10 protein-coding genes are annotated in these 19214 nt (G+C 50.2%); all 10 read left to right on the forward strand.

Annotated features, from left to right (window positions below; all coding sequences use genetic code 11):
- Positions 1 to 60: 60 nt before the first annotated feature.
- The 10 genes from LL912_RS23680 to LL912_RS23725 all read left to right on the forward strand — a co-directional run bounded on the left by LL912_RS23680 (position 61) and on the right by LL912_RS23725 (position 19214).
- The gene (locus tag LL912_RS23680) at positions 61 to 1485 is read left to right on the forward strand and encodes an alpha-L-fucosidase (RefSeq protein WP_235556107.1); all 1425 of its coding nucleotides are present in this window, start codon (positions 61 to 63) and stop codon (positions 1483 to 1485) included.
- Between the two features lie 226 nt (positions 1486 to 1711).
- Positions 1712 to 3232 carry a glycoside hydrolase family 28 protein gene (locus tag LL912_RS23685; RefSeq protein ID WP_235556108.1) on the forward strand — a complete coding sequence of 507 codons (1521 nt, stop codon included), beginning with the start codon at positions 1712 to 1714 and terminating at the stop codon, positions 3230 to 3232.
- A 22-nt stretch (positions 3233 to 3254) separates the two neighbouring features.
- Complete coding sequence (locus LL912_RS23690; RefSeq protein ID WP_235556109.1) at positions 3255 to 4826, forward strand: hypothetical protein; 1572 nt, start codon at positions 3255 to 3257, stop codon at positions 4824 to 4826.
- Between the two features lie 517 nt (positions 4827 to 5343).
- Positions 5344 to 5934 carry an RNA polymerase sigma factor gene (locus LL912_RS23695; RefSeq protein WP_235556110.1) on the forward strand — a complete coding sequence of 197 codons (591 nt, stop codon included), beginning with the start codon at positions 5344 to 5346 and terminating at the stop codon, positions 5932 to 5934.
- 157 nt (positions 5935 to 6091) lie between these two features.
- The gene (locus tag LL912_RS23700; protein ID WP_235556111.1) at positions 6092 to 7135 is read left to right on the forward strand and encodes a FecR family protein; all 1044 of its coding nucleotides are present in this window, start codon (positions 6092 to 6094) and stop codon (positions 7133 to 7135) included.
- A gap of 141 nt (positions 7136 to 7276) precedes the next feature.
- Positions 7277 to 10645, forward strand: a complete 3369-nt coding sequence (locus tag LL912_RS23705; RefSeq protein WP_235556112.1) for a TonB-dependent receptor — start codon at positions 7277 to 7279, stop codon at positions 10643 to 10645.
- Between the two features lie 10 nt (positions 10646 to 10655).
- Positions 10656 to 12224 carry a RagB/SusD family nutrient uptake outer membrane protein gene (locus LL912_RS23710; RefSeq protein ID WP_235556113.1) on the forward strand — a complete coding sequence of 523 codons (1569 nt, stop codon included), beginning with the start codon at positions 10656 to 10658 and terminating at the stop codon, positions 12222 to 12224.
- A 249-nt stretch (positions 12225 to 12473) separates the two neighbouring features.
- Positions 12474 to 14546, forward strand: a complete 2073-nt coding sequence (locus tag LL912_RS23715; RefSeq protein ID WP_235556114.1) for a DUF5696 domain-containing protein — start codon at positions 12474 to 12476, stop codon at positions 14544 to 14546.
- Positions 14543 to 17080: a glycosyl hydrolase family 95 catalytic domain-containing protein gene (locus tag LL912_RS23720; protein WP_235556115.1), complete on the forward strand. Its 2538-nt coding sequence runs from the start codon at positions 14543 to 14545 to the stop codon at positions 17078 to 17080. The genes LL912_RS23715 and LL912_RS23720 overlap by 4 nt, the downstream gene beginning before the upstream one ends.
- 175 nt (positions 17081 to 17255) lie before the next feature.
- Positions 17256 to 19214 carry an SGNH/GDSL hydrolase family protein gene (locus LL912_RS23725; RefSeq protein WP_235556116.1) on the forward strand — a complete coding sequence of 653 codons (1959 nt, stop codon included), beginning with the start codon at positions 17256 to 17258 and terminating at the stop codon, positions 19212 to 19214.

Below are 19214 nucleotides of genomic sequence, written 5' to 3' on the forward strand. Positions count from 1 at the left end.
CAGGCGATGATAGAAGCAGTGTAGCCGGTAACATAAAAAGGAACCACATATAAAACAGATATGAAAAGAATCGGAATTGTACTATTTATATGCCTGCTTACAGGCATGGCAAATGGCCAGTCGGCAGATAAAGATACCCGCATGAAATGGTGGCGGGAAGCCCGTTTTGGCATGTTCATCCATTGGGGCGTATATGCACAATGGGGCGGTGTGTATCACGGACATCAGCAGGCAAGAGGCGGTGCCGAATGGATCATGAACCGCAGCAAGATACCGGTAACCGAATACCAGGAACGCGCCAAATCCTTTAACCCGGTAAAATACGATCCGGATGCCTGGGTAAAAATGGCAAAGGATGCGGGGATGAAATACATCATCATCACCTCCAAGCATCATGATGGTTTTGCGTTGTTTAAATCCAATGCCAGTAAATGGAATGTGGCAGATGCTACGGTTTACGGTAAGGACCTGCTGAAACCGTTGGCGGATGCCTGTCGTAAATATGGAATGAAGCTGGGCTTTTACTATTCCCAGGCACAGGACTGGAACAATCCCGGTGGATCGGCTGCCCGCAAGGAAATGCGCGAAGGCTGGCCCAACCCCGATTCTGCAAAGATCGACGCATACACGCTGGCACACAAAGGCCATTGGGATCCGGCACAGGAAACCAAAACCTTTGATCAGTACATCAATGATGTTGCTGTGCCGCAGGTAAAAGAGATCTTGTCCAACTATGGAGATATCGCCGTGCTGTGGTGGGATACGCCCACCAATATGACCGACGAAGCGGCGCAGAAACTGCAGGATGTATTAAAGCTGCAGCCGAATATCATTACCAACGATCGCTTAAAACGGCCAAACTTCCGGGGCGATACCAAGACGCCGGAGCAAAAAATTCCTACACAGGCGGAGCTGGACGGGCAGGATTGGGAAACCTGTATGACCATGAACGGCAGCTGGGGGTATAAAAGCTGGGATCATAACTGGAAACCGACAGAGACCCTGATCCGGAACCTGGTGGATATTGCCTCCAAGGGGGGAAATTATCTCCTGAACATCGGACCGAAGGATGATGGATCGGTACCGGAAGAAAGCATAGAGCGCCTGGCCCAGATCGGTAAATGGATGAAAGTGAACAGCAGTGCGGTTTACGCCACACAGGCCAGCCCGTTGCAGGATCTTTCATGGGGAAGATGCACCATGAAACCGTCCGGGGCAAATACGGTATTGAACCTGTTTGTATTCGACTGGCCGAAAGACGGGAAGCTGGTTGTGCCCGGTCTTTCCAACAAAGTGATCAGCGCCGTGCAGCTGGACGGAAACAAGCCGGTAAAAGCCCGGAATCAAAATGGTACAGTGGTGATTGATCTGCCTGCAACCGCTCCGGATGCAATTGCTTCCGTAATCCGGTTACAGGTAAAAGGCGCGGTGGAAAATGTAAATACGAAGGGTGGTAAGAAAATGAAAACGGGGGAACTGGATTAGTGGTTTTTGTCTCACGCAGCGGCACAGCGAAGCGGCGGACGTTGATCAGGAAGAACCCCTTGCGTACTCATTATGCCCTTTGCGGTTTTATAACACAAGGAGTGTGATGAAACCGTGAGGCGTAGCTGATGATCAGGTGCATTGGAACAAATACTTGCGTTTCTTGCATCTTTCTTGCCGGTATCCGGCATTCCGCTCTTATTCATTTAAAGAAACCTGCATCAGTATGAGATCATTATTCTTAATTTTTTTATCAGGACTTTGGTTTTATACAAAGGCATCGGATGTAAACGTAATGGATTATGGTGCCAAAGGCGATGCCATCACCTTAAATACAATAGCCATTCAGAAGGCCATCGATGCCTGCAACCGTAGCGGAGGTGGAAAAGTTTTTTTTCCTGAAGGAAATTATCTGTCTGGTACCATCGAGTTAAAAGACAACGTGGTACTGCATGTTCAAAAAGGTGCTACCCTGCTGGGCAGCACCGATATGGAAGCCTACCGTAACCTGGACCCGTTTACCGAAGGCCTGGGCATTGATGTGGGCTGGGCGCTGCTGGTGGCGGTTGACCGAAGGAATATCGGCATCGAAGGGGGCGGCACGATCGACGGGCAGGGAAGCAAACTAAAGGCGGCCCATATTTTAAAAGATACCCGGCCCGAAGGGCAGCGCTGGGGCCGGCGTCCGTTCCTGCTGCGGGTGGTACGTTGTACCGGCGTACAGGTCAGTGATGTTACGCTTAAGTATGCGGGAGCCTGGACCTCGCATTATTTTCAATCCAAAGGCATCCGGATCGAGCGCCTGAAAATTGTAAGTGTGGGGGTAGCGCATAATGATGGAATCGGTATCGATGGGTGCCAGGATGTGGTGATCCGAAACTGTGATGTGGAAAGCGGCGACGACGCGCTGGTATTTAAAACCACTTCCAGTAAAATGGCCTGTAAAAACATAAAGGCAAGCGGGCTCCGGTTAAAAAGCCATCAAGCCGGCATTAAGATGGGAACCGAATCCATGGCCAATTTTGAAAATATAGAGATCAGCGGTTGTGAGATCAGGGATACCCGCAATGGCGGTATCAAACTATTATCGGTAGATGGTGCACAAATAAAGAACGTGTTGATTGCTGACATCACCATGAACCAGGTCCGTACACCCATATTGCTGCGTTTAGGATCGCGGCTCAGCGTATTCCGCAAAGGGCAGGATGTGCAGCAGCAGACCGGCAGCTTTGAAAATGTAGTACTGAAGAATATTACTGCTGTTTCGGCAGACAGCACACAATTAAAATCAGCTACCGGCATATTGATCACCGGTGTACCGGAGCACCGGATCTCAGGGATCATGCTTGAAAAGATCCGGATCACATTACCGGGCGGTGGTGCCGTCGGTGAAGCCGATGCAGTGGTGCCCGAAGCGATCAGTCAATACCCTGAAGTAAAAACCTTTGGACCGGTAATCCCGGCCTATGGACTCTGGTTGCGCCACGCACAGGATATCCGGGTGAAAGACCTCGAACTACGAACAAAAGCAGCCGATCACCGTCCGGCTGTTTTTATGGAAGATGTACAGCAGGCACAACTTACAAATTGTGCATTCCGTGCAGAAGGCAATCCCGCTGCTATTATTAAAATAAGATCATCGGATGCAATCACACTGGAAAAAATACAGGCGGTAGCTAAGGCGAACCTGTTGATAGATGCAGACACAGCAAGCAGGTCCGGGGTTCAATATAAAAGCGGTCAATAAGCAAGGCAAAAAAGTACCGAATATGCAATATGTTTTTTTCCATAAGAACGCTGTCCTACTGCTGGCGCTGATGCTGCTTACAGGTGCAGCCGTTGCACAGAAAACAAAACCGGCAGTCCTAAATGGAAACAAAAGCCGTTGGATACACCTGGATACCCGCGGGCAACTGGAGTATGCAACGACATCGAAGGGCGATCGCATTATGGATTTTTCTTATGCGGGGTATAAGGGCGGAGGGGTGAAACTGCCGGAGGTGAAAGAAGTGATCCGGGTTTATTCTATTGCCGGCGATAATACACCCCATATTCAAAAGGCCATTGATTCAGTGGCAAAGCTTCCGCTTGAAAATGGTTTCAAGGGTGCCGTGGTACTGGCTCCCGGGGATTTCCCCTGTGCGCAAACCATTATCATTCCAAACAGCGGAATTGTATTGCGTGGCAGTGGTGCTGCATCCAAGATCATCATGACCGGTGCGCCGCATGTGGCCATCCGGCTGGAGGCACCGGTTCAAACAAAGTTCATGGGAAATAAGGCGTTAATTACGGATTCATACATACCATCGGGTACCCAGGCCATGACCGTTGCCGATCCCGGTACATTAGTTGCAGGAGACCTCGTGCAGATCTCAAAACCCATCACGCCGGAATGGGTGCAGTTTATGGGGATGGACACCCTGGTGCGCGAAGGAAAAAAACAAACCTGGATCACCGGGGAGCTCACCGTGGAACGAACAATAAAAACGATAAACGGGAACAAAATAACGGTGGATGTGCCGTTTACGGATAGTTATGATGCAGCTTTTACAAAGCCGGGAGCTGCGGTGCAAAGGATCGTAAAAACCGGCGGGATTCAAAATGTTGGCGTGGAGTATTTGGTGATTGAAGCACCGGAACAATCCGTTACCATCAGCCAGGGGCATCATTCGGCCATTCGAACCCGCGGTTTAACAGATGGGTGGGTGCGCGATGTACAGATCCGGAATACGGTAAACAGCGTGGGCATCGGCGGGAAGCAGATCACGGTTACAGATCTTGATATCCGGCATACGGTACCCACCATTGGAGCGGCCAAACCGGCAGATCTGTCTGCCGACGGGGCACAGTTATTATTCAATCGCTGTACGATCCGGGGCGATAACGTATTCTTCCTGGCTACGGGAGCCAAAGTGAGCGGACCGATCGTGTTGCTGCACTGTACGTTTACCGGGAATGGCTGGATACAGCCGCACCAGCGCTGGGCAACCGCTTTGCTGGTTGATGGTTGCAATGTGCCGGATGGGGGCATTGATTTTATGAACCGGGGCGAAATGGGTTCGGGACACGGTTGGGCTATTGGCTGGGCCGTAGCGTGGAACTGCAACGCAAAATCCTATCTGAATCAGCAGCCACCCGGTGCTTACAACTGGGTGATCGGATGTGTGGGAACGCCGCAGCAACGCGCGATGCCTTTTAATAAAGAACCCATACTTCCTGAAGGGGTATATGATGCGCACGGAGCGGTCGTTGTTCCGGCGAGTTTATACCTGGCACAGCTTAAAAGCCGGCTTGGAGAAAAAGCAACCGAGGCTCTTGGAGGTGCTGGCGGGAAATGGTAATTCCGTTGGGCATTTTGCAGATAAGGCATACAATTTTTAAGTTTTTTTCGGTTCGTTTCACGCAGCGATGGGGCGGAGCGGCGATGCGCGGCGTGCGGCTTCATTCAAAACAGTAGAAAGCGCATTGGGCCCTTGCGGCCTGTCGGTTCAATTCAAAGGAAGCGGCAGAGATAGGCCGCAATTACAAACAAAGGCCTGGCACACCTTTGCGCTCTCTGCGGTTCGTTTCACGCAGCGATGGGACGGAGCGGCGATGCGCGGCGGCCGGCTTCTTAACTTGCACAGGCTTGCCTTCAAGACAATCTTTGATGCACATGGCACTGCCATTGCTTCCATATGTTTGTACTAAGCAAAGCAACTAGCGTTATCACCGGCACCGGAAGGAAATGTCAATAATGTTGAGCATTTTGCAAATAAGGCACACAATTTTTAGCGTTCTTTGTGGTTATTATAAAGGCCGGAGGCCACTGCAAATTCTTGCACAGCGGTTCCGGACAATGATCAATAGTTTGCGCATATGAACAATCGGATAAAAGAATGGTTAGAGCAAACGGCGGCAAACGACTGTCATGCGTCCTTTGAACAACTATATCTGCATTTCGCACCTGGGATGCAGGCTTTTGCCCTATCGATTGTGGGGGATAAAGAGGTAGCGCCGGATCTGGTGCAGGATCTTTTTGTAACCCTGTGGCTCAATCGCAAAAGTCTGGCCGCAATCGAACACCCGGCCAATTACCTTTATTGTGCGTTGAAAAATAATGCAGTGCATTATCTGAAATCCAGGAAACGCTTAATGCCGCTTGTGTTTGAGGAGAATGAACGTATTACGCTGTCCGGTGAAAACCCGGAAACCGATGTAATGACCAAAGAAATAAAACAACTGCTGGAAACAGTGATCAACGACCTTCCGTACAAATGCCGGCTGGTCTTCCGGCTGATCAAGGATGACGGCCTCCGGTACAAAGAAGTGGCGCATTTGCTGGACATCTCCGTCAAAACAGTGGAAGCCCATATGCGGCTGGCGTATAGCCGGATTGTAGAATGCCTGGAGCTGGTACTGCCGCAACATACGGCCACTTATAAGCCGGGGAAGCGCTCGGGTCTGTAGGCCCAATCCTTGGTTGAATAAAATACGTGTTATTATTTTAAAGGATCGCTCCTGTACCGGCATATAGGGCGCCTGCTGCCAGCCTATCCTGTATTTTTTTAAAAAAGCACTAAGGGTTTTTATCCCTGGAATCCTCTTACCTGTAAGCGCAGTCTTTATGGAAAGAAACCGGTTTATTGAATTACTAAGAAAAAAGGAAAGCGGTGAAATCACATTGCTGGAACAAAAGGAGCTGCATGAAGCCCTGGCGGCAAATGAAACCTACGCGGAAATACAGCGATCGCTGAAATTGCTTTCAGAAGCGCCCCCGCTGTTTAACCGCGATACCGCCGGGGGAAGTACTGCAGAATTAAAACGATTATGGGCGCGGATCGGCCAGGCCGAAAAGCAAAGCAGAGGCCGTTTTGCGCGGATGACGGCACGATGGATGGTGGCAGCGGCAGTGATTTTTATATTGATTACAGGCGGAGCGGTTTATTTTTTTAGAGAACGATCGCAGCCGCTGTCGGAAGCGTCCAATGTCATTGCCACCGATAAGGGCTCGCGCACCAACCTGATCCTACCCGATGGGAGCAAGGTTTGGGTAAATGCCGACACCCGGCTTACCTACGATCATACATTTGGGGCTAAAACAAGATCGGTATACCTATCGGGGGAAGCTTATTTTGAAGTGGCCAAAGATAAAGCCCATCCTTTCATTGTACACACATCATTAATGGACGTACGGGCCGTGGGAACCGCCTTCAACCTGCGTTCTTATAAAGACGAGGCCGATGCACAGGCTACATTAATGGAAGGCATCGTGGAAGTTGCATTTAAACGGAAAGAAACCGGCAAGATTATTTTGAAGCCTATGGAGAAAGTGATCGTGCGGAACAGTGCCGCCAACGCTCCGGCTGAAAAAGAGCTCCCGGAAATTGCCGTGGTGAAGATAAATTATGATACTGCCGCATCCGCCGCTCCGGAAACCCGCTGGTTAAAGAATCAGCTGGTATTTAACCAGGAGCGCCTGGGAGCGATTATAAAAACGTTGGAACGGCATTATGGCTGTACGATACGTGTAAATGATACGCTATTGCTAAACCGTAAGCTCAGCGGTACATTCCAGGATGAGAGCCTGGCGGATGTACTGGAATCCTTCCGGCTGGCATCCGGCATCCGGTATACGATGGATAAAAATAACGTATTGCTTTTTAAATAACCCTTCAAAACGATTCCATATGAAAAAGGAAACATAAAACAGAAAAAGAAAGCGGAAAATGCTCGTAACATTTTCCGCCGGATAAGGACAGAAATCATTGCCTGGACAGCAATATTCCATCACTTTAATCATTACAAAAATATGAAAATTAAAGATTGCCCTGCCATGCGCGATGGGGTGCAATTAATTATCAAATACCTGTTGATAATGAAACTTGTCGTCTTTATCGCCCTGCTCACTTCTACTCAGGCGATCGCCATCGATACGTTTTCCCAGGAACGGATCAGTTTAAAACAATCCAATATTGCCATTACTTCAGTTTTAAAAGGCATTGAGGAGCGTTATGATTACCGCTTTGTATATAGCGACAGTGTGGCGCTGAGCAAGCAACGGATAGACGTGTATGCCAAAAATGCTGCCATTGATGAGGTGATGCAGCAGCTGTTGGAAACGACCGGGTTTTCCTATAAACGGATGAATAAGGGGCTGATCGTAATCATCGGCAACGAGCCGGAGCAGGCGGCAGTACCGGTAAAGGCCACCGTAGTAGACGATGCCGGAGCGCCGGTGCCAGGAGCCAACATCGTTGAGAAAGGCACCACCAATGGTGCGGTTACAAAAGAAGACGGGAGCTTCCTGATCAATGTAAAAGATGAGCAAGCGGTACTGGTGATTTCGGTCGTTGGCTTTGTGGCAAGAGAGATACCAGTAAGCCAGCTAACAGCCACCATAGTGCTGGAACGTGCAGAGCGTAAACTGGAGGAAGTGATTGTGGTTGGTTATGGCACCCAAAAGAAAGTAAACCTCACCGGAGCCGTATCAACGATTTCGGGGCAGGAACTGGTAAAACGGCCGGCTGCCAATCCTTCTTTGTTACTGCAGGGAAAGGTACCCGGCCTGCAGGTGGTGCAGAACTCTGCACAACCCGGTTTGGAAAATCCTTCCATCCAGATCCATGGCGTGGGCACTTTTAGCTCGGCAGGCAACAATCCGCTGGTATTGATTGATGGTATACCGGGTTCCCTTACCAATGTAAACCCCAATGCCATCGAAAATATTTCTGTTTTAAAAGATGCCGCTTCGGCTGCTATTTACGGAGTACAGGCGGCCAACGGTGTGATTCTTGTAACAACAAAGACCGGCACCAGGGGGCGGCTCAACGTGGATTATTCCTACAATTGGGGATTGCAGAAGCCTTCAGGAGTACCGCAACTGATCTGGAATTCGGTGGAATTTATGGAGCTTAGCAATGAGGGGATCAACCGAACCGGGCAAAACCTGGGAAAGCTGTACACGCAGGCACAGATCGATGCTTATCGCAATGGGAATGGTTCAGCGCAATATCCCAACACAGACTGGACAAAATTAATGTTTAGAAATGCTCCGATCCAGCAGCACTATCTGAGTGTAAACGGCGGTGAGGGTAAAACCACGTACAATTTCGGGCTGGGGTATCTTGACCAGGACGGCATTCTAATAAAGACCGGCTATAAGCGCTACAATGCCCAATTCAATTTTCGCACCCAAATGAGCAAAGTGATCGGCTTTGGCAGCAACATCAGCTTTATGCAGGGCAACCGGATGGATCCTTTCAGCAATACCGAAAACCTGGTGCTCAGCATCTATGCCCAGCATCCGCTTTGGTCGCCCTACCTGCCGGATGGAAGCGGCCGGGTTACCAGTAAAGCCTATGATTTTGAAACCACCAACCAGAATGCCTATGCGGTAATGCAGACCAGTAAAGATTATAACAAAGCCTACAGTGTAATGGCCAACAGCTATGTGGATGTAAATATTGCAAAGGGGCTGAAGGCACAGGTAAAAGGTGGCGTAACCTATAATACCGACAGGCAAACAAGACAAAATATACCGCTGCCCACCTTCCTGTTTCAGCCGGATGTCAATGGCGTATATGCACCACAGCAAAATTACCTGGGTACTTATATTACGCTTACAAAAACCCAGCAGGAAGACGTTCACTACACGTTTTATTCCACGCTCACCTATGACCGGGTCTTCAATGATGTGCATCATTTTACTGCCCTGGGCGGATATAACCAGGAGAATTTCAGCTATGAACAGCTGGCCGGTTTTCGCAGGGATTTTCCTTCGGAGAACCTGCCTGCATTGAATGCCGGCGGAACGGATGCGCAGACGACCAACGGGTATGGGTATGAATGGGCTTTAAAATCATTCTTTGGAAGGTTGAATTATGCATTTGACAGCCGCTACCTGTTTGAGGTTAGTCTTAGAGAAGACGGGTCCTCCAGGTTTCGGGAGGGAAGAAGATGGGGCGCGTTTCCATCCATGTCTGCCGGTTGGCGGGTATCGCAGGAAAACTTTATGAAAGGCATCGCCTGGCTCTCCAACTTAAAGATCCGCGGTTCCTGGGGCCGGCTGGGGAATCAGAATATAGGCAACTATCCCTATCAGAACCTGCTGGATAATGGCATTTATATCTATGACAAAGTGGCTACGGGCGTATTAAACGCCAACCTTGCAGATTCAAACATTACCTGGGAAACCACAACCGCTGCGGGGATCGGGGTAGACTTTGCCCTGTTTCATAATAAGCTCTCCGGTACCTTCGACTACTTTTCCAAGCAAACGAAAAACATCCTCAGAATAGCGCAGGTGCCCGCTTTTGTAGGTATGGGCGCCCCCACCATTAATTCCGGTGCCATGGAAAACAAGGGCTTCGAATTCAGCCTGGATTATAAAGACCGTTTCGGCGAGGTCGATTTTTTTGCAGGAGCTAATTATTATACCTATAAAAATCGGGTTACCAAACTCGGCGCAGAGGAAATCCAAAGTAATAAACTAAGAAGAGAAGGCCTTCCCTGGAACTCCTGGTATATGTGGAAATGGATCGGTGTGTTTCAAAACCAGGAGCAGATCAATGCGGCACCAAAACAACAGTATGCGCCTAAGCCGGGCGATCTCATTTTTGCAGATCTGAGCGGACCCGATGGCGCTCCGGATGGCAAAGTGGATGCCTATGACCGGGTGGTGATCCCGGGTCAGTATCCGAAATTCAATTATGGATTTAACCTGGGTGCGGCCTACAAGGGATTTGATCTGACCGTATTCTTCCAGGGAGTAGCCGGCATCAAAGTGTATACGGATCAATGGGGCTACGGTGCATTCCGGCAATGGTCGCCACCGCCTACGTTCTGGAGAGACCGCTGGACTCCGGACAACCCTACCAATAAGCTGCCGGGAATGTATGTGGACCAATACATGCCCATTACCGCCGCTTCTTCTTTCTGGTTGCAGGATGCGTCCTACCTGCGTTTAAAAAACCTGGTGCTGGGTTATAATTTCAACAGCCGGTTGTTGCAACGGATGAAGATGCAACAGTTGCGGGTGTATTTCTCCGGGGATAACCTGCTTACCTTTTCAGATTTTGAAGGCGACCCCGAGCGGGTGATTACGGATAATACCAGCGGACGATTTGCCATTTATCCGCAGGCCAGCGTATATACGTTTGGTGTTAAAGTCACTTTTTAAACTTACAACTATGATGATTGATAATATAAAACAGCTCCTGTTGGGGGGAACCCTCTTCCTTTTACTGGCCGGTTGTCAGAGGGATCATTTTCTGGATAAACAACCTTTTGATAAAGTAACCAATGAAGCATTCTGGACCTCCAGGAAAGATGCAGAACTGGCCCTTACCGGTTGTTACAGTTCACTCCGGACTCCGGCATTTGCCATCGACCAGAGTTCTTTTTCTTCCCTGCAGTTTGAGGGATTAACCGACAACGCCTATTGCAATTCAACCCTTGATAATTATACCGACATTTCAAGGGGAGTGATCACACCAACCACGGGGGGCATTGTTACGCGTGTTTGGACGGATGCCTATAAAGGGATTGCCCGCTGTAACTGGTTTCTCGGAAACCTGCACCGGGTGCCGGACCTGACGGAGGCTGACAAGGCGCGTATGAAGGGAGAAGCGTATTTTCTGCGGGCATTCATGTACAATGAACTAACCATGCTGTATGGCGATGTGCCGCTGATTACGGAGTTGCTGGGATTTGGTCCGGATGTATTTAAAACCAAGAAAGCACCGCGGATGGATATTGTAAAAAAAATGATCCGGGACCTGGACAGTGCTGCCAACGGGCTTCTCAATGTATCCTATGCTGACGGGCACCCGGTACGGGCTTCTGCGCTTGCGTTGAAAGCAAGAATGTGTTTGTACAACGGATTATGGCAGGAGGCAGCCGATGCTGCAAAGAAGGTAATGGATGAAGGTAAAGCAGCGCTGGCCAAAAGTTACCAGGGCATCTTTTGGGGCGAGCAGGAAGGCAACCCGGAAATCCTGTTTTCGGTGAAGGCCAGCAGCCCCACCGCTATCCATAACCTCGATCTGTTATATGGTTCCCGGTTTTCCATGGTGCCCCTGCATACCCTGGTTGATTGTTATGAAATGAAAGATGGTACCGCCCCGGTAGCTCCCATCGTGCCTTCGTTCTATGATCCGAAGAATCGGATGCGCAATGATTTTTATCAGAACCGGGATCCGCGGCTGAAGCTCACCATCTTTACCCCTGGTGATCCATGGGCCTACAATCCAACGATCGGGTTTAACAATGAAGCCAAGTTTAAAGCAGAATCCCCTTCAGTAAATAATCTCGGCATTCGAAAGTATATTAACCTAACGGTTAATGACGGTTCCGGTGGTCCTGCCGGAAGCTCGCAGGCCATCGTAAAACTGCGTTATGCGGATGTACTGCTGATGTATGCAGAAGCAATGGTGGAGCTGGGCGGCGGCAGTACGAGTGATCCGCTGGCATTGAAGGCCATTAATGATGTGCGAGCGCGTCCGGGCGTTGCCATGCCCGCAAAAACAGCCCCTTTAACCCGTGCCGCCATAAGGAACGAACGCCGGGTGGAACTGGCATTTGAAGGATTGCGGTATTATGATATCAAACGCTGGAAAATTGCAAAAGACGTATTGAACGGCTATAAAGATCCGGGTAATGTAACCCGTGTATTTGAAGACCGCTTTTATTACTGGCCCGTTCCCCAAACAGAAGTGGATATGATGGGGATAGACTTTCAGAATCCGGATTACCGGTAGAACCCGGAAGATGCGAAAGCACGGAGAAACACAAAGGGGAGAAAATAAATAACAAAAAGTCTTTGTGTTGCTTTGTCTTAGGGCCTTCGTGGTAAAAATCCAGTAAATCTGAGAAATCTGTGAGCAATTTTCTAGCAGAACTATTCAGGTATAATAAGAGATAACTAAACGTCTTTGTGTTACTTGGTGTCTTAGCGCCTTCGTGGCATAGTCCTTCAGATACACAACAATCATTCAAAAACAAAAGTTATGATGCAACATAAAGTACAAAGCAGAAAGACTAGCTACCTGCTCTATTGCTGCTGCGTTGCGCTGGTGCTGTTAACCGGCATAGGTGTAAATGCTCAGCAGCCCGGAACCGGAGCAACAGACCTGGCGTTTGAAAATAAAGTCTTCGGCGCACCGGAGGTATCGGTGCGTAAGCACAACAATGAATGGACAATTGCGGGTAAAAAAAACACCGTTGTGCTCAAGAGGAACGATCTGTCCATGCAGGTAAAAACAGCCACCGGTAATTGGAGCTTTTTCCCGTCGCAGGACGGAGATCTTGTAGTAAAGAAGCAGGGTAAAGAAAAAACACTCCGGCTTGCCAGTGCATCCAGGAAAGAGATCAGTTACTATAACACGGGATATAAATCCGGAATCCGGATCCTACTGGAGGGCTGGGCTGGCGCTGATCTGAAATTATTCCTAACCCTGGCGCTGGAAGGACCTGCAGAAGAACTGGTATTTGATATTGCTGCGGATGAAAACCAAACATTGGTACGCAAGCTCGACTGGCCGGCGGCATTGGATGCATCGGACATCGATTATACCCTGTTGAGTAATGTACGCGGGGTGTTGTTGCCGCGCAACTGGCCCAAGCCCTATCATCCCATACGTACCTCGGAGCCGGACGGAACCATTACGCCCTCCGACCATAGCGAATTGCAGAGCAACGTGATCGAAGACTGGTCCATGTCCTGGTGGGGCTTTCAAAAAGGCATGGCGGCGATGATGCTGATTGTGGAAACCCCTGATGATGCTGCCTACCAGTTCCGTCATCCGGCCGGAGGGCCCACGTTGATCGGCCCGCGCTGGCGCCCCAGCCTGGGAAAGCTGGGCTATCCCCGCACCGTACGGATGTGCTTTTTTGAAAAAGGGAACTATGTAAACCTGGCAAAACGTTACCGGCAATATGCCATGGAGCAAGGCCGGTTTGTTTCGCTGAAAGACAAGGTGGCCGCAAAGCCGCGGGTAGCCGATCTGATCGGCACGCCCATTGTCCGCTCCGGGATTCTTACCGACTATCTTCCCGGAAGTGCACGCTGGAAGCGCGATTCCGCTACCCGGCATGCGATGGTGACCTTCGATCAGCGGGCGCAGCAATTCCGGGAATGGAAAAATAAAGGACTACCCAGCCTGATGGTGGTGCTCACCGGCTGGCCAAAGCTGGGTTACGACCGCCAACACCCGGATGTACTTCCTCCCGCCCCCGCAGCGGGTGGCTGGGAAGGAATGCTAAGGTTGAACCGGGAACTAAAAGCAATGGGCTACCTTTTTGGATTGCACGACCAGTACCGGGATTATTATGTAGATGCACCTTCTTTCAATACGGAATTCGCCATTCATGAAGAAGACAGCGCTTCGCCACCCACCATCTTCCCTGGAACCCGTTTTGGCGATTTTAAGGAAGGCAAGGTTCCCTATATGGACTACTGGGACGGAGGCAAGATGTCGTACCTGAACGGCCGGTTTATGCTGGGGCATATGAAGAAGAATTACCAGTGGCTTTTTGATCATGATATAAAACCACAGGCTTCTTATCTCGATGTGTTTGGGTATGTACCACCCGACGAAGACTTTAACCCTCAAAACCGGGTAACACGTACCGACGCAATAAATGAGCGCATCAAACTGTATCGCTGGGCTAAAGTCCACCTGGGCATTGTGGGAACGGAAACGGCCTGCGACTGGACGGTGCCCTTTGTCGATTTCTCTTCACCCCTCAAGGCCCGGAATGGCATTACGGTTCCGTTATGGGACCTGGTTTATCACGATGCCATTCTTACAACCTATAATCCCCCGGATCTTTACGGCTTACTCAATGCCGGGCTCCCGCAACTGGGCCGGGATTTTGATGCGGGGCCGGCCGCATTGTCGCTGGTAAAACGGATGAGCGCGTTAAACAAACGGCTGGCTTTTGCAGAAATGACCAATCATGAATTTTTAAATAAGGAGTTCACCAGAGAGCGCACCACGTTCTCGGATGGCACAACTGTTACTGTAGATTGGGATCAGAAAACAGTAACCATCACTCCTGAAATCAACGAATCATTATGAGGAAAATCAGTACCATTATTACCGGACTCTTTCTTGTGCTGGTAGCTCGTAGCCAGGAAGCAAATAAGAATCGTTCTTTGTTTAATGTCGATTATCAAAAGCTGGTGTCGCGGGCCGACCTCGTATACGATCGGCCGGCATCCCGGAGCGAAGCCGGACAGCCGGTGGGCAACGGGCGTATGGGAAGCCTGGTATGGACCACGCCATCCCAGGTGAGCATGCAGGTCAACCGGGTGGATGTGTTTGCCAGCAACTCGGCTTCCAATAATTTTTTTGAGCGGAACACCGACTATTGCGGTGGTACCGGCTTTGTTGATCTGGATTTCGGTGAGCCGGTATTTGAGGGTAAGGACTTCCGGCAGCAGTTGTCTTGTTACAACGCTGTATCAACCATATCGGGCAAGGCCGTGCAGGCAAAAGTGCTGGCCTGGAATGAAGCCGATGTGATGGCGGTGGCGATTAAAGATAACCGTGCCACGACAAGGCCGTTGACGGTGAATCTCCGGATGCTGCGGATGCCGGTTTCGCTGCGCGGTAATCACGCTGCTATATCTACGATCGAAACAAGGGGCGAACGCATCCTGTTGAAACAGGTATTTAAAGAAGACGATTATTACTGCAGTTCCGCGGTGGTGATCGGAGTTACGGGAGCCAAGGCCACTGCCGAAAAAACCAATGCAATGGCGGTGCGGTTGAACATCGCCGGAGGAACGACCGATGCCCATGTTTTTATAGCAAGCGCTGCTTCCTTTGACTCAACTGTGGATGTAGTATCGGCTGCCCTGCGCAAGCTGGAAGCGGCACAGCAAAAAGGTTACGACGGAATCGAAGCATCCAACCGGATGTGGTGGAGTCATTTCTGGCAGCAGTCCTTTGTGCACCTGAACAGCGCAGACGGAGTAGCGGATGAGATCGAAAAAAATTACACTTATTTTCTCTATGTAATGGGATCCAGTTCCCGCGGTGATTTCCCCACAAAATTCAATGGTATGCTGTGGACCACCGGTGGCGATGCGCGGCAATGGGGTGGCGCTTTCTGGGGAGCAAATCAAAGCTGTTATTATGAAGCCCTGTATCCCACGAACCACCTCGAATTAATGAATCCGATGTTTCAGATGTATACCAACGCATATCCCTCGTTTGAGCGGGCGGCTTTACAGCAATGGGGATCGAAGGGCATCTTTATACCGGAAACGGTTGGTTTCGACGGGGTGCCGGCATTACCGGACGACATTGCTGCAGAGATGCGCGACCTCTACCTGATCCGGAAGCCCTGGGAACAGCGTTCAAAAAGATTTATGGATTACGCTTTTGCCAAACAACCCTTTCTCAGCCGGTGGAACTGGAAACATATCGGTAAATGGAAAGATGGATTGTGGGAATATACCGAACGCGGGGATGGGCCCTATGGTCCGGTAAACCATATTTTTTCGCGTGGTGCCAAGATTGCGTATCAATACTGGCAAAAGTACGAATACACAAAGGACCTCAACTGGCTGCGGGAAAAGGCCTATCCCATGTTAAAGGGTATGGCGGAGTTCTACCGCAATTTTCCGAATGTAAAAAAAGAAAAGGATGGGAGGTATCATATCCGGCATGTAAACGATAACGAGTCCATCTGGGGTGGTCATAATACCGTGGAAGAGATATCATCGATGATGGGCATTTTCCCGGTGGTGATCAAAGCTTCAGAGCTGCTAAACACCGATGCCGCCATGCGACCGGTTTGGAAGGAATTCATGACGCATCTTTCACCGCTGACGACCACAAAAGATTATCCGGATATGGCATCGCAGCCGGAGGCCTGGGTAGGATCACTGCCACCTACCAGCCCCATCCGCGGAAACGGCAAACGCCTGCCGGATGGCAATACCATGCCGGTATGGTTCTTTGATCTTTGTAACCCCGGGGGCAACCCCGCCATGCTGCGCATTGCCCATAATACCTTTAACGGGTATTTCCGCAATACATCCTTTAAAGAAACCTTTCCGCATGTATTGTCAAAAATACCGGCAGCCGCCGCCGTACTCGGACGGGCAGATGCAGTACGCGCACTGATTCCTAACCAGCTGAAAGGGGCGGTGCGGAATCCGGTTCTCGAAAACCGGATGGATCTGAGCGAAGGTTTTTACACCACCAATATCCAGCGCATCGGGCGGGCTTCAGATGCCCTGCACCTGGCCCTGTGCCAGAGCGCTCCACCCGCGCCGGGCGGTGATCCGGTGATCCGGGTATTTCCGGCCTGGCCCAACAACTGGGATGCGCAATTCAGCCTGCTCTGCCGGGGAAATTTTCTGGCTTCCGCTTCTGTGAGAAAAGGAAGGGTTGAGTTTGTAGAATTGATATCCAATGCAGGGGAAACCTGCCGGGTTCAAAACCCATGGCCGGGCAGCAAGGTTATGGTTTACAAGAACGGCCGGCAACTGCAGCAGCTAAAAGCGGATATACTGGTAATGGACACAAAAGTACAGGATCGCATTTTGCTGGTACCCTCCAGTACAGATCCCGCAAAACTGGTCCGGAAGGTGTTATAAAAATAACGGAAAACAAAACAGATAAAGGAAAAGCCGCTTACCGGAACCATGAAAAAATAGGTTACAGGAATGCCAAAAAGGAACAATGAATTTCTGCAATGCTTACGGGTAGTGTGTAAAACTTCGTTTATTTTGTGATCCTCAATCTGGTCACGCCGGAGATAAATGCAGATGCATGGAATATAAAAAATGGTTGTTGCTATTGTTTGTTGCGGGGGCTTTAACGTATAAAAGCGGCGCACAGGTCATTACCGATCGGAAGGAAGTCGTATGGAAGGGATTTAAGCGGGTAACCTTTAAGCTGAATGGTAATGAAGCCTGGTATACAATACCTCCTGCACCAATGGAAGACAATCTCTGGGTGTGGCGCGCTTATTTCCCCGAATGGCATACCGATATGGACAGTCTCTTGTTGCGTAAAGGCCTGTATATCGCCTATATCGATGCCAGCGACCGCTTCGGGCATGCCAGTGCCATGAACCGGTGGGATGACCTGTATGTCTACCTCACTACACAACTACATTTTGCAGCACGGCCGGCACTGGAAGCCGTAAGCCGGGGCGGATTATATGCATACGGTTGGGCAAAGCGCAATCCGTCAAAAGTAAGCTGCATATATGCAGAGGCACCGGTATGTGACTTTACCAGCTGGCCTGCAGGGAAAGGAAAAGGCAAAGGCGCTCCCGCAGAATGGCAGAAATTGCTGAAGGTATACGGGCTTACGGAAATGGAGGCCCTGCAATACCCCGATCAGCCAAAGGACAATCTTGAAGCACTGGCTGCCTACAAGGTTCCTGTTGTGCACGTGATCGGACTGCAGGACCAGATCGTTCCGGCGGAAGAGAACAGCCTGGCCCTGGTTCAAAACTATATACGACATGGAGGGCCGGCAACCGTTATTCCGATGACCCGCGGAAAGCAGGACCTGGAGGGGCATCATTTTCCGATAGAAAATGTAACGTCGCTGGCGGATTTTATTTTCGAAAATGTACGGAAACAACCTCAGCCTTTGCCGGCAGATGCCTATATCCGCGCTTATGGAAAACTGGATAACCTGTTATTCCGCGTCCGGCATAAGGAAACAGTAACCGTAGCATTTCTGGGTGGCTCGATCACCAATATGACGGGCTGGCGCAATAAGGTAGAACAATATCTCGCGGAGCGGTACCCGGAAACGCATTTCCGTTTTTTAAACGCGGGCATTCCTTCCCTGGGAAGCCTGCCCCATGCCTTCCGCCTGCAAAAAGATGTGCTGGACCAGGGACGGGTAGACCTGCTCTTCCTTGAAGCTGCAGTGAATGACCGGGTAAATGGTACGCCGGAGATCCAGCAGCGGCGGGCATTGGAAGGCATCGTGCGGCACGCGCTCGGCAGCAATCCGGCGATGGATATTGTATTGATGGGCTTTGCCGATGAGTTTAAGCTAGCCGATTTCCAGGCAGGAAAAGAACCTCCGGAAATTAGCCTACATGAGGCCATAGCGCGGCATTACAGATTGCCCTTTATTAACCTTGCCGCAGAAGTAAACGCAAGAATCGCACACCAGGAATTTACCTGGGAATACGACTTTAAAAACCTGCATCCCGCGCCTTTTGGGCAGGAGTTGTATTTCAATGCTATAAAGACCTTGCTGCAAAAGCAGTTGGAAGGAGCCGTGCCGCGGGCTATTGCTGGAAGAGAAATTCCGCCGGCTATGGACCCGCTTCATTATGCGGGAGGAAAATATGCACCTGTAAAAGATGCTTCGGTTAAAACAGGGTTTGTATTGCATCCAGACTGGCAACCGGCAGACGGTGTGGGTACCCGGCCGGGGTTTGTAAAGGTGCCGGTGCTGGAGGGAGCAACAGCAGGGGCATCAACCCGTTTTTCATTCCGGGGCAGCTCCGTAGGCATTGCTGTGGTTTCGGGGCCGGATGCCGGCATGATCCGTTATTCGATCGATGGAGGGCCGGAGCAGACGGCGGATCTTTATACCCAGTGGAGCAAGGGTTTGCACCTGCCCTGGTACCTGTTGCTGAGGGATGGATTAAAAAAAGGAAGGCATCATCTGGATATAACAGTTGCTGATCAGCAGCACCCGCAATCAAAAGGCCATGCCGTTCGGATCGTGTATTTTTTAGTGAATGGAGAGTAA

The organism is Niabella agricola (genome assembly GCF_021538615.1).
Taxonomy (GTDB): Bacteria; Bacteroidota; Bacteroidia; order Chitinophagales; family Chitinophagaceae; genus Niabella; species Niabella agricola.